General features: G+C 73.4%; 12 protein-coding genes. 6 read left to right on the top strand and 6 right to left on the bottom strand.

Annotated features, from left to right (window positions below; genetic code table 11):
• Positions 1–258 precede the first annotated feature (258 nt).
• The gene (locus Q0858_RS13615; protein WP_299055722.1) at positions 259–1,152 is read left to right on the top strand and encodes a heme o synthase; all 894 of its coding nucleotides are present in this window, start codon (positions 259–261) and stop codon (positions 1,150–1,152) included.
• Positions 1,153–1,201: 49 nt separating this feature from the next.
• Here the strand turns inward: Q0858_RS13615 and Q0858_RS13610 are convergent, their stop codons facing one another.
• The 6 genes from Q0858_RS13610 to Q0858_RS13585 all read right to left on the bottom strand — a co-directional run bounded on the left by Q0858_RS13610 (position 1,202) and on the right by Q0858_RS13585 (position 6,636).
• Positions 1,202–2,125: a COX15/CtaA family protein gene (locus Q0858_RS13610; RefSeq protein WP_299055320.1), complete on the bottom strand. Its 924-nt coding sequence runs from the start codon at positions 2,123–2,125 to the stop codon at positions 1,202–1,204.
• Between the two features lie 16 nt (positions 2,126–2,141).
• Positions 2,142–2,864: an ABC transporter permease gene (locus tag Q0858_RS13605; protein WP_299055719.1), complete on the bottom strand. Its 723-nt coding sequence runs from the start codon at positions 2,862–2,864 to the stop codon at positions 2,142–2,144.
• A gap of 62 nt (positions 2,865–2,926) precedes the next feature.
• On the bottom strand, positions 2,927–3,916 hold the full coding sequence (locus Q0858_RS13600; RefSeq protein ID WP_366916015.1) for an ABC transporter ATP-binding protein: 990 nt from the start codon (positions 3,914–3,916) through the stop codon (positions 2,927–2,929).
• Between the two features lie 31 nt (positions 3,917–3,947).
• On the bottom strand, positions 3,948–5,117 hold the full coding sequence (locus Q0858_RS13595) for a lysophospholipid acyltransferase family protein (RefSeq protein WP_299055318.1): 1,170 nt from the start codon (positions 5,115–5,117) through the stop codon (positions 3,948–3,950).
• Positions 5,114–6,043 (bottom strand): phosphatidate cytidylyltransferase, encoded by a 930-nt coding sequence (locus Q0858_RS13590; protein ID WP_299055316.1) that lies wholly within the window; start codon positions 6,041–6,043, stop codon positions 5,114–5,116. Before Q0858_RS13590 ends, Q0858_RS13595 begins: the two co-directional genes overlap by 4 nt.
• The gene (locus Q0858_RS13585) at positions 6,040–6,636 is read right to left on the bottom strand and encodes a CDP-alcohol phosphatidyltransferase family protein (RefSeq protein WP_299055314.1); all 597 of its coding nucleotides are present in this window, start codon (positions 6,634–6,636) and stop codon (positions 6,040–6,042) included. Before Q0858_RS13585 ends, Q0858_RS13590 begins: the two co-directional genes overlap by 4 nt.
• Before the next feature lie 338 nt (positions 6,637–6,974).
• Here Q0858_RS13585 and Q0858_RS13580 point away from each other — a divergent pair, with 338 nt between their 5' ends.
• Genes Q0858_RS13580 through sufC form a run of 5 tightly spaced genes read left to right on the top strand, consistent with a single transcriptional unit; the run spans position 6,975 to position 11,539 of the window.
• Positions 6,975–7,676 carry a helix-turn-helix domain-containing protein gene (locus Q0858_RS13580; protein WP_299055312.1) on the top strand — a complete coding sequence of 234 codons (702 nt, stop codon included), beginning with the start codon at positions 6,975–6,977 and terminating at the stop codon, positions 7,674–7,676.
• Entirely contained in the window at positions 7,673–9,106 is a 1,434-nt protein-coding gene (sufB, locus tag Q0858_RS13575; protein WP_299055309.1) for a Fe-S cluster assembly protein SufB, read from the top strand. Before Q0858_RS13580 ends, sufB begins: the two co-directional genes overlap by 4 nt.
• Before the next feature lie 49 nt (positions 9,107–9,155).
• Complete coding sequence (gene sufD, locus Q0858_RS13570) at positions 9,156–10,394, top strand: Fe-S cluster assembly protein SufD (protein WP_299055306.1); 1,239 nt, start codon at positions 9,156–9,158, stop codon at positions 10,392–10,394.
• Positions 10,391–10,753, top strand: coding sequence for a non-heme iron oxygenase ferredoxin subunit (locus Q0858_RS13565; protein ID WP_299055303.1), 363 nt, complete (start codon positions 10,391–10,393; stop codon positions 10,751–10,753). Before sufD ends, Q0858_RS13565 begins: the two co-directional genes overlap by 4 nt.
• Before the next feature lie 24 nt (positions 10,754–10,777).
• Positions 10,778–11,539: a Fe-S cluster assembly ATPase SufC gene (sufC, locus tag Q0858_RS13560; protein WP_299055300.1), complete on the top strand. Its 762-nt coding sequence runs from the start codon at positions 10,778–10,780 to the stop codon at positions 11,537–11,539.
• Position 11,540 lies beyond the last annotated feature (1 nt).

The raw sequence follows: 11,540 nt of genomic DNA, 5'->3' as shown, positions 1-11,540 counted from the left end.
CGGTCGGGCGTCGGCTCGGGTCGTGTCGAGCCTACTGTCGTCACCGGGCTAGACTCGACCGGGAGTGCGTGCGGTGGACAGGTGGTCTCCACGACCACGTCCCGGTGTCCGGAAGCCTCGGCCCCATGCAGCCCATCCCCGTCGTCCAGCCCTGCGAGGACCTTCGTGACCCGATCCGGCCCGCCGGCCGCGCACGGTCGTGCCCCCGGCGTCCCGCCGCGTCAGGACGCGACCCCGGGCCCGGAGGACCGCACCTCGGTGCGTGACGTCCTCGCGGCGTACGTCGGGCTCACCAAGCCCCGCGTCATCGAGCTGCTGCTGCTGACCACGGTCCCGGTCATGTTCTTCGCCGCCCGCGGCGTCCCTCCTCTGGGGCTGGTCGTCGCCACCGTCGTCGGCGGCACCCTGTCGGCCGGGTCGGCCTCGGCGCTCAACTGCGTCTACGACCGGGACATCGACGAGCAGATGCGGCGCACCCGCCGCCGGGCGCTGCCGCGCCACATCGTGTCGCCCCGCTCCGCCCTGGTCTTCGGGCTCGCGCTCGGCGTGGTGTCCACCGTGGTGCTCGCGATCTGGGTCAACCTGCTCTCGGCGGGCCTGGCCCTCGCGGCCAACGCGTTCTACGTGCTCGTCTACACGATGGTGCTGAAGCGCCGCACCGCCCAGAACATCGTGTGGGGCGGCCTGGCCGGCTGCTTCCCCGCGCTGATCGGCTGGACGGCGGTCACGAACGAGCTCGCCTGGGCGCCCGTGATCCTGTTCCTCGTCGTCTTCTTCTGGACGCCGCCGCACACCTGGGCGCTGGCCCTGCGCTACCGCGAGGACTACCGCCAGGTCGACGTGCCGATGCTGCCGGTGCTGCTGCCGGCCTCGAAGGTCGCCGTGCAGATCATCGCCTACGCCGTCGTCATGGTCGCGACCTCGCTCCTGCTGTGGCCGGTGGCCGGGACGGGCTGGTTCTACCCGCTCGCCGCTGTCGTGCTCGGCGCCGTGTTCCTCGTCGAGTCCGTCGCCCTGTGGCGCCGCTCCCGCGGCACGGAGGACCTCTCCGAGATCCGTCCGATGCGGTTGTTCCACAGCTCGAACCTGTACCTGTCGCTGCTGTTCGTCGCCGTCGCCATCGACCCGCTGGTCGCGGGCTCGTTCGGCTGATCCGGACTTTCTCGCCCGACCACGCAACCGATCGGGCCGCCTGTGCGTCTCAGGTGGTGACGGCGGTGGGCCCGGCCACGGGGGTGCGGGCCCGCCGCCGCACCAGCGGACGGGCGGACAGCACCGTCGCCGTGATCGCGGCGGAGATGAGCGCCGCGCCCAGCATGTGCAGCGCGACGAGCACGATCGGCAGGTCGGTGAAGTACTGCACGAAGCCGACGACGCCCTGCGCGAGCTCGACGCCGAGCAGCAGGGCGGTCACCGACGCCACCCGCGCGGCGCCGGAGCGGCGGGCGAGCACGAGCAGGACCAGGGTGGCGCCGACGAGCGCGTAGACGGACCAGGCGTGGACGTGCGACATCCACTGCGGGTCGAGGCCCGTACGGCGGGCGTCGAGGTCGCCGGCGTGGGGGCCGCTGCCGGTGACGACGGTGCCGAGGTAGAGCGAGAGCCACCCCAGCGCGAAGACGACGAGTGAGGCCCGTCGTACGGCGAGGGGCGCGGCGTCGCGCTCGGGGCCGCGCAGCTCGTCGAGGAGCAGGACGCAGACCCCGATGATCGCCATCGAGACCAGGAAGTGCAGGGCGACGACCCACGGGTTCAGCTGCGTGAGCACCGTGACGCCGCCGAGCAGGGCCTGCGCCGGGATGCCGAGGAACACGACCAGCGCGAGCCGGGTCGCGCGCCGCCGGCCGCTGCGCCAGGCGGCGACGAGGGCGAGCAGGGCCACGATGGCGACGGCGAAGGTGAGCAGCCGGTTGCCGAACTCGATCGCCCCGTGCAGGCCGAGCTCCCCGTGGCTGACGTAGGACTCCTCGCTGCACCGCGGCCACGTGGGGCAGCCGAGCCCCGACGCGGTGAGACGCACCGCGCCGCCGGTCACGACGATCAGCACGTTCGCCACGAGGTTGGCGACGGCCACCGGCCACAGCCAGGGCACGAGGCGGTCGAGGGGGCGCAGCAGGGTGCTCACCACCCCATTCTGCGGGTCACTCCCAGCGGAAGAACCGGGAGGCCAGGCCGGCGCCGAGGGCAGCCCAGACCGCGAGCACGACGAGCGGCAGCACGGCGAGGGTGCCGTCGAGCAGGGCGGCGCGCAGCGCGTCCCCGAGCGCCGCCGACGGCAGCACGGCGAGGACCTCCGACGCGCCGCCGTACGACGACCGCGGGAGCACCACGGCGCCCCCGGCGAGCAGGAGGAGGTAGACGAGGTTGGCGACGGCGAGGGTGGCCTCGGCGCGCAGCGTCCCGGCGAGCGCGAGCCCGAGCCCCGCGAAGGCCGCCGTGCCCAGCAGCGCGCACGGCAGCGCCAGGAGCAGGCCCAGGGGGTCCGGCGACCAGCCCATGAGCAGGGCGACGGCGCCGATCACGACGACCTGCACCGCCTGCACCACGAGGAGGCCGCCGACCTTGCCGAGCAGCAGGCCCGACCGGGGGAGCGGCGAGGCGCCCAGGCGCTTGAGCAGGCCGTAGCGGCGCTCGAACCCGGTCGCGATCGCCAGCGAGGTGAAGGCGGTGGACATCACGGCGAGCGCGAGCACGCCGGGGGTGAGCGCGTCGACGGGCGCGTGGCCGTCGAGGTCGATCCCGAGCCGGCCGGCCGCGACGACGCCGCCGACGAGGGCGATGACGGGGATGACGACGGCGATGAGGAGCTGCTCGCCGTGGCGGAGCAGCAGCCGGGTCTCCATCGAGGCCTGGGCGCGCACCATCGCGGTGTACGGCGCGGCGCCGGGGCGCGGGGTGAAGGTCCCGCGGGCGGTCTCCTGCTGCGTCACGCCGCCCGGCCCCCGTCGATCGTGCCGTCGGTGGGGGCCAGCGGTCGTCCGGTCTCGGCGAGGAAGACGTCCTCCAGGGTCATGCGGCCCATGGTGAGCGACTCGGGGACGACGCCGAAGTCCTCGCACCAGGCGGAGACCACCGCGAGCGTGCTCGCGTCGGCGGGCCCGGTGACCACCAGGCTGCGCTCGTCGACCGGGGTGACCTCGGTCCCGTGGCCGAGCGCGGTGGCCAGCGACTGCGGCGCGCCGAGGGGGAAGGGCTCGGTGACGACGAGGCGGATCGTCGCGTCGCCGCGACCGCGGGTCAGGGCCAGCGGCGAGCCGGAGGCGACGACCCGGCCGTGGTCGACGAGGTGGACGAGGTCGGCGAGCCGCTCGGCCTCCTCCATGTAGTGGGTGGTGAGGACGGTGGTCACCCCGTCGTGCTGGAGCTCGCGCAGCAGGTCCCAGGTGGTGCGCCGGACGGCGGGGTCCATCCCGGCGGTCGGCTCGTCGACGAACAGCAGCTCGGGCCGCCCCACGACGGCCATGGCGAGCCCGAGGCGCTGCTGCTGCCCACCCGAGAGCCGCCGGTACGGCGTCCGGCCGCACTCGTCGAGACCGAGACGCTCGACGAGGAGCCCCACGGGGAGGGGGTGGGCGTGCAGGCTGGCGACGTGACGCAGCATCTCGACGGCACGCACGCCGGACCAGGCCCCGCCGCCCTGCAGCATCACGCCGATGCGGGGGAGCAGCTCGCGCCGCTGGCGGACCGGGTCGAGGCCCAGGACGCGGACCGACCCGCCCTGCGGGCGCCGGTAGCCCTCGCAGGTCTCGAGCGTGGTGGTCTTCCCGGCGCCGTTCGGTCCGAGGACCGCGGTGATCGAGCCCCGCGCGACCTCGAGCGACAGGCCGTCGGCCGCCACGGTGTCGCCGTACCGCATCACCAGGTCCTGGACCCGGACGGCGGGGGCCGAGGCGGCGTCGGACGGGGTCGGGGGCACCGCTCGAGTCTAGGGAGCGCCCCCGGGCCGCTCAGGACCAGCCGCGCACGATCGCGCCCAGTGCCACCGCGAACCCGGTGACGACGAGGGCGAGGTACGGCCCCCACAGACGCCGCAGCCACGGGTGCAGCAGCCGCGCCAGCCACCAGACGACGAGGGCGACGGCCGCCATGCGCAGGCCACGGCCGACCACGGTCCAGGCCGCCAGGGCTCCCAGGTCGAGGCCCGTCGTCCCCGCGACCTGGGCGTAGAGCTTGACCGGGATGCCGGACAGCGCCTGCGCCACGACCCCGGCGGGACCGCCGGCGAGGTCGGTGGCGACCGCGTCGGCCATCCGGTCCGTCGTCCACGGCAGCGGCGGGCGGACGCCGTGCGCGGCGGCCCACGCGTGGGTGACGACGCCGGTCACCGACCCGGCGACGACGCCGACGGCCCACCGCGGCACCTGCGCGGGGACGGCCGCGGCCAGCAGCACGAGCGCCATCTCGGCCATGACCGGCCAGCTCCACGCCTCCGCCAGCCCCCAGGCGAACGCCACGGCCAGTCCTGCGCGGGAGGTGACCAGTAGCGCGGTGGCGCGCCACAGCGCCGACGTCCGCGGCCGCGCGGGGCCCTCCTCGAGCAGGCCGAGGACGTCGTCGCGCAGGTCCGCGGCGGTGGTCGCGGCCGGGTCGCGCGGCTCGCCGACACGGACCTCCAGAGGGCCCGGCGTCAGGCGCCCGTTCTTCGGGAGCAGCGCACGGGTGCCGAGGACGGCGACCGGCACGACGGGCACGCCGCAGTCGCGCGCCAGGCGCAGCGCTCCGGAGCGGAAGCGGCCGACACTGCCGTCCTCGGTGCGGGTGCCCTCGGGGTAGACGATCACCGTGTGACCGCGCTCGAGCGCCGGCCGGACGGCGTCCAGCATGGCCTCGTAGGCGCCCTCGCAGCCGCGGCGGACGGGCAGGATCCCCGCCAGCCGGGTCGCGACAACCCGCCGCCAGCCCACGTCGAACCAGTAGTCGGCCGCGGCGGCGAAGACCGGGCGGGCGTCGGCCGGCAGCGCGGCGAGCAGCGCGGCGGTGTCGCCGTGCGAGGAGTGGTTGGCGACCACGATCCGGCCGCCGGTGCCCTCGAGCCGACCGGCGGTCCGCAGACCACCGGTGAGGGCCGTGACGGCGCGCCACAGGCCGCGGCGCAGGTGCGAGGCGAGGCGGCTCACGCGAGACCCCCCGTCAGGACGGCGGCGAGGGGCAGCACGAGCAGCAGCGAGTCGACGCGGTCGAGCAGGCCGCCGAAACCGGGCAGCCAGCCGCCCGCGTCCTTGACCCCGGCCTGGCGCTTCACCATCGACTCGACGAGGTCGCCGAGCACGCCGCCCAGGGCGACCGCGAGGACCAGGCCGGCGGAGAGCTCACCCAGCAGGAGGAGGACCAGGGTGGTGCCGACGACGGCGCCGACGAGCCCGCCGACGGTCTTGTTCGGCGACAGCGGCGACAGCGGGCGGCGCGCCCAGCCGAACCGGCGCAGGCCCTTGCCGCCGCACCAGGCGGCGACGTCGGCCGCCGCGGCGGCGAACGCCACCAGGTAGGCGTCCTCCCAGAGCACGACGAGGTGGGCCAGCGCCCAGCAGATCCACACCGAGCCGAAGGCGGTCATCGCGGACCGTCGTACGCCGTCGGCCAGGTCGCCGCCGAGCACGGACGGCAGCGCGGACAGCAGGACCACGAGCGGGGCGAGGGCGAGCAGGCCGGGCGCGAGCCAGGCGGCCAGCGGGTAGCCGACGGCGAGCCCGGTGAGCACCATCCGGTCGACCGACCGCAGGCGGGCCAGGCGGGCGTACTCGCCGACGGCCACGACGGCGAGGACCGCGGCCAGGACGGCGGTCGTGCCGCGACCGGCCCAGATCGGCAGGCCGACGACGGGGACGATCAGCGCCCAGGTCGTCCAGCGCTGCGTCAGCTCCGGGCGGCGGGAGACGGCGACGGCCGCGCCGGCCAGGGCCAGGACGCCGAGGGTGACCCAGCACAGGAACACCGCGCGGCCGGTCACGTCGAACGACAGCGGGCCGAGGTCGACGTCGAGGCTCAGGGAGGCGGTGTCGAAGCTCCAGGGGGACCAGCTCGTGCCCAGCCAGCCGGCGCTCATCGGCCCGCTCCGGTCAGCTCGCGGTGGGCGCCCGCCAGGCGGACGACGGCGGTGACGACCGAGCCGACGACCACGACGGCGCAGACACCCACGATCCACGCGGGGACGGCGGTGGCGACGACGACGAGAGCGCAGCGCTCGGTCTTGCCGACCGGACCGTCGTTGCGACGGGTCGCGCCGGCGCCGGCCGCGGCAAGGGAGGCGAACGTCGGCAGGGTGGCGGCGAGCGCGGCGACCGCGACGGCCGTCACCGTGCCGGCGTCCCCGGTGCGGGCGGCGAGCACGGCGAGCCCACCGAGCACGACGAGGTCGGAGACCCGGTCGCCGACCTCGTTGAGGACGAAGCCCCACGGGCGGGACACCCCCCGGGCGCGCGCGACCGCGCCGTCGAGGTTCGCGCCGCCCAGCCGGACCGCCAGGGCGGCGAGGGCGGGCAGCCACCAGCCGGCGGCGACGAACGCCGCGGCGCCGACGGCCCCCGCCACCCCGGCCCCGGTGAAGAGGTCGGGGGAGAGGTCACGACGCACGGCGGCGTCCACGAACCGGCCCAGCCGGCGCGTGTACCAGGGCTTCAGGGCGTACAGGCTGCTCATGTCCCCGAGCCTGTCCGCGCCGGGCGCCGTGCACCTGCGCCGCCGTACCCGACCTCCTGGGCCCCGGTACTCAGCCCGTCGCGGGTCCGGCGGAGATCGAGGTGCGAGCGTCGCGCAGCGACCGAGCCACGAGATCCGGTGGGAGGGTCGCGCGCGTCCGTTGTGGGGTCTCGTGGCCCCTCGCCAGGGCTCGGGGCACCTCGACCTCCGGTCGGGTGTGGTCTCGACGACGCGCGCTCGCTGCGCTCGCGTGCTGCTCGACCAGCGGCGAGGCGGCCGACTTAGGTGAACCTCACTTGAAAGGCGCTCCGCAATAAGGTCACACTCATGTTGTGGAATTGACCGAGAGCACCGATGCGCCCACCCGGGCCCGCGTCGCCCGGTCGATCCTGGAGAACGGTCCCTCGACCGCGGCGCAGCTCGCCGAGCGGCTCGGGCTCACGCCCGCGGCCGTCCGCCGCCACCTCGACCAGCTCGTGTCCGAGAGCAGCGTCGCGAGTCGCGAGCAGCGGCCCCGCGGTGCGCGGGGGCGGGGCCGACCGGCGCGCGTCTTCGCGCTCACCGAGACCGGCCGCGACCACTTCGACCAGCAGTACGACGACCTGGCGGCCGACGCGCTGCGGTTCCTGTCGGAGACCGCCGGTGACGAGGCCGTCGTGGAATTCGCCCGGCGCCGGGTGGCGTTCATCGAGAGTGACCACTCCCGGCTCATGGCCCAGACCCCCGACCGCGACCCCGCCGAGGCGCTGGCGGAGGTCCTGACCCGCGGCGGGTACGCCGCTGGCGTGCGCGAGAGCCCGATCGGGCAGCAGCTGTGCCAGCAGCACTGCCCCGTCGCCCACGTCGCCCACGAGTTCCCCCAGCTGTGCGAGGCCGAGACGGACGCCATCAGCGCCGTCCTCGGCCGCCACGTCCAGCGTCTCGCCACCATCGCCCACGGCGACGGCGTCTGCACCACCCACGTCCCCGACGTGCCGCATGACCACACCGGTTCCACCACCAGCTCGAGCAACCCCGCGAAGGATGGAGCATCCTCATGACGACCGAGACCCAGCCCACGATCGAGCAGCTCAACCCCGGCCTGGAGGGCATCGGACGCTACGAGTTCGGCTGGAGCGACTCCGACGCCGCCGGCTCCGTCGCCAAGCGCGGCCTGTCCGAGGAGGTCGTCGCGAACATCTCCTCGCTCAAGAGCGAGCCGCAGTGGATGCTCGACCTCCGGATGAAGGGCCTCAAGCTCTTCCACCGCAAGCCCATGCCGACCTGGGGCTCCGACCTCGACGGCATCGACTTCGACAACATCAAGTACTTCGTGCGGTCCTCCGAGAAGCAGGCCGCCACGTGGGACGACCTCCCCGAGGACATCAAGAACACCTACGACAAGCTCGGCATCCCCGAGGCGGAGAAGCAGCGCCTCGTCTCCGGCGTCGCCGCGCAGTACGAGTCGGAGGTCGTCTACCACTCGATCCGCGAGGACCTCGAGGAGAAGGGCGTCATCTTCGTCGACACCGACACCGCCCTGCGTGAGCACGAGGACCTGTTCCGCGAGTACTTCGGCACCGTGATCCCCGTCGGCGACAACAAGTTCGCCGCGCTCAACACCTCGGTGTGGTCGGGCGGCTCCTTCATCTACGTGCCGCCGGGCGTGCACGTCGACATCCCGCTGCAGGCCTACTTCCGGATCAACACCGAGAACATGGGCCAGTTCGAGCGGACGCTGATCATCGTCGACGAGGACGCCTACGTGCACTACGTCGAGGGCTGCACCGCGCCGATCTACTCCTCGGACTCGCTGCACTCCGCGGTCGTCGAGATCATCGTGAAGAAGGGCGGCCGCTGCCGCTACACGACCATCCAGAACTGGTCGAACAACGTCTACAACCTCGTCACCAAGCGCGCGACCTGCGACGCCGGCGCGACGATGGAGTGGGTCGACGGCAACATCGGCTCCAAGGTGACGATGAAGTACCCGGCGGTCTACCTCATGGGCGAGCACGCCAAGGGCGAGACGCTGTCCATCGCCTTCGCCGGCGAGGGCCAGCACCAGGACGCCGGCGCCAAGATGGTCCACGCGGCCCCGCACACCTCGAGCTCGATCCTGAGCAAGTCGGTGGCGCGCGGTGGCGGGCGGACGTCGTACCGCGGCCTGGTGCAGGTCAACGAGGGTGCGCACGGCTCCAAGTCCAACGTGCTGTGCGACGCGCTCCTGGTCGACCAGATCAGCCGCTCCGACACCTACCCGTACGTCGACGTCCGCGAGGACGACGTGTCGATGGGCCACGAGGCGAGCGTCTCCAAGGTCTCCGACGACCAGCTCTTCTACCTCATGTCGCGCGGCATGGAGGAGGACGAGGCGATGGCGATGATCGTCCGCGGCTTCGTCGAGCCGATCGCCAAGGAGCTCCCGATGGAGTACGCCCTCGAGCTCAACCGCCTGATCGAGCTGCAGATGGAGGGCGCGGTCGGCTGACCGGCCCCGCTCCCACCCGTTCCACGACCTACGAAGAGGTACACCGCACGTGACTGTGACCGACCAGACCGCCGGGGCGGCGAGTACCGCCCTCGAGTCGGCGGAGGGCGCGCTCGAGATGGCGCGGGTGGACAGCCACCTGCACCCCGAGGGCTCGTTCGACGTCGACGCCCACCCGGTCCCGACCGGCCGCGAGGAGATCTGGCGGTTCACCCCGCTCAAGCGCCTCCGGGGCCTGCACGCCGACGCGGCCCTGGCCGCCGACGCCGTGCGGACGTCCTGGACCGCCCCCGACGGGGTGCGGGTCGAGACCGTGGCCGGCGAGGCCGCCCGGGAGCTCCGCGGCGTGAGCGGGCTGGTCCCGAACACGCTGGTCTCGGCGCGGATCCTCGCCGAGACCGAGGAGTCCCTGCTCGTCGACGTCCCGGCGGAGGCGGAGCTCACCGAGCCCGTCTTCGTCGAGGTCACCGGTGAGGGTGCGGACTCGACCGGCGGCACCCACGTCGTGCTGCGCTTCGGCCACCACAGCAGCGCCGTGGTGGTCCTGAACCACACCGGGTCCGCCTCGCTGGCCGAGGTCGTGGAGGTCGTCGTGGGCGACGGCGCGAAGGTGTCCGTCGTGTCGCTGCAGGACTGGGCCGACGACACGGTGCACCTCTCGCACCAGCAGGCCAGCGTCGGGCGGGACGCGTCGTACAAGCACGTGGCCGTGACGTTCGGCGGCGACGTGGTCCGGATGGACGCCAACGTCACCTACGCCGGCCCGGGTGGCGAGGCCGAGCTGCTCGGCCTGTACTTCGCCGACGAGGGCCAGCACCTCGAGCACCGCCTGTTCGCGGACCACAACGCCCCGCGCACCAAGAGCAACGTCAGCTACAAGGGCGCGCTGCAGGGCGAGAAGGCCCGCACCGTGTGGGTCGGCAACGTGCTGATCCGCAAGGAGGCCGAGGGCATCGAGACCTACGAGGAGAACCGCAACCTCGTGCTGACCGACGGCTGCCAGGCCGACTCGGTGCCGAACCTCGAGATCGAGACCGGCGAGATCGAGGGTGCCGGCCACGCCTCGACCATCGGCCGGTTCGACGACCTGCAGCTGTTCTACCTCCGCTCGCGCGGCATCTCGGAGTCCGAGGCCCGTCGACTGGTGATCTTCGGGTTCTTCAACGACCTGATCCGCAAGGTCGGCGTGCCCGAGCTCGAGGAGCAGCTGCTGAGCACCGTCGAGTCCGAGCTCGAGCGCAACGTGCTGAAGGGCTACGAGCCCGTCAGCACCGGTCCGGTGGCATGAGCGGGACCGACGGCGCCTTCGAGCGCGTCTGCAGCCTGGACGACGTCCCGACCGACGAGGCGCTCGGCGTCAAGGCCGGCGACCTCGAGATCGCCCTGGGCCGCGACGGCGACGAGGTGTTCGCGATCCAGGACCTCTGCTCCCACGCGGAGGTCGCCCTCTCGGAGGGCGAGGTCGCCGTCGTCGGCGGCAGCTGCCAGATCGAGTGCTGGCTGCACGGGTCGATGTTCGACCTCCGCACCGGCCGGCCCACCGGCCTCCCCGCGACCGAGCCGGTCGCCCTGTTCCCCGTCGAGGTGCGCGCCGACGGCGTGTACGTCGACCCCACCCGGACGCTCAACGGCGTCACCCCGGGCTGAGCCCGGACAACTGAGGAGATTGCATTGAGCACGCTGGAGATCACCGACCTGCACGTCTCGGTCGCCACCGAGGACGGCCCGAAGGAGATCCTGAAGGGCGTCACCCTGACGATCGACTCGGGCCAGGTCCACGCGATCATGGGCCCGAACGGCTCGGGCAAGTCGACGCTGGCCTACTCCATCGCCGGGCACCCGAAGTACGAGGTCACCGGCGGGTCCGTGACCCTCGACGGTGACGACGTCCTCGCGATGTCGGTCGACGAGCGCGCCCGCGCCGGGCTGTTCCTGGCGATGCAGTACCCCGTCGAGGTCCCCGGCGTCTCCGTCGCGAACTTCCTGCGGACCGCCAAGACCGCCATCGACGGCGAGGCCCCGAAGCTGCGCACGTGGGTCAAGGACGTCAACGCGACCCTCGAGCGCGTCGACCTCGACCCGACCTTCTCGCAGCGCTCGGTCAACGAGGGGTTCTCCGGCGGCGAGAAGAAGCGCCACGAGATCGCCCAGCTCGAGCTGCTCGACCCGAAGGTCGCGATCCTCGACGAGACCGACTCGGGCCTCGACATCGACGCCCTGCGCATCGTCTCCGAGGGCGTGAACCGGTTCTCCGACAAGGGTGACCGCGGCGTCCTGCTGATCACCCACTACACGCGGATCCTGCGCTACATCACCCCCGACGTCGTGCACGTCTTCGTCAACGGCCGCATCGCCGAGCAGGGTGGCCCCGAGCTGGCCGACCAGCTCGAGGCCGAGGGCTACGACAAGTACACGAAGGCCGCGGCGGTGTGAC

Source organism: uncultured Nocardioides sp. (genome assembly GCF_947489365.1).
In the GTDB taxonomy this organism is placed as follows: Bacteria; Actinomycetota; Actinomycetes; order Propionibacteriales; family Nocardioidaceae; genus Nocardioides.
The sequence above is the reverse complement of the archived record's forward strand: the minus strand, read 5'-3'. Positions and strand labels throughout refer to the sequence as shown.

What these genes read in the sequence shown, in the direction of transcription:
- sufB (WP_299055309.1), top strand. Translation starts at nt 7,673, where the DNA reads ATGACGACCGAGACCCAGCCCACGATCGAGCAGCTCAACCCCGGCCTG.
- Q0858_RS13605 (WP_299055719.1), bottom strand. Translation starts at nt 2,864, where the DNA reads ATGGTGCGCGCCCAGGCCTCGATGGAGACCCGGCTGCTGCTCCGCCAC.
- Q0858_RS13590 (WP_299055316.1), bottom strand. Translation starts at nt 6,043, where the DNA reads ATGAGCGCCGGCTGGCTGGGCACGAGCTGGTCCCCCTGGAGCTTCGAC.
- Q0858_RS13585 (WP_299055314.1), bottom strand. Translation starts at nt 6,636, where the DNA reads ATGAGCAGCCTGTACGCCCTGAAGCCCTGGTACACGCGCCGGCTGGGC.
- Q0858_RS13565 (WP_299055303.1), top strand. Translation starts at nt 10,391, where the DNA reads ATGAGCGGGACCGACGGCGCCTTCGAGCGCGTCTGCAGCCTGGACGAC.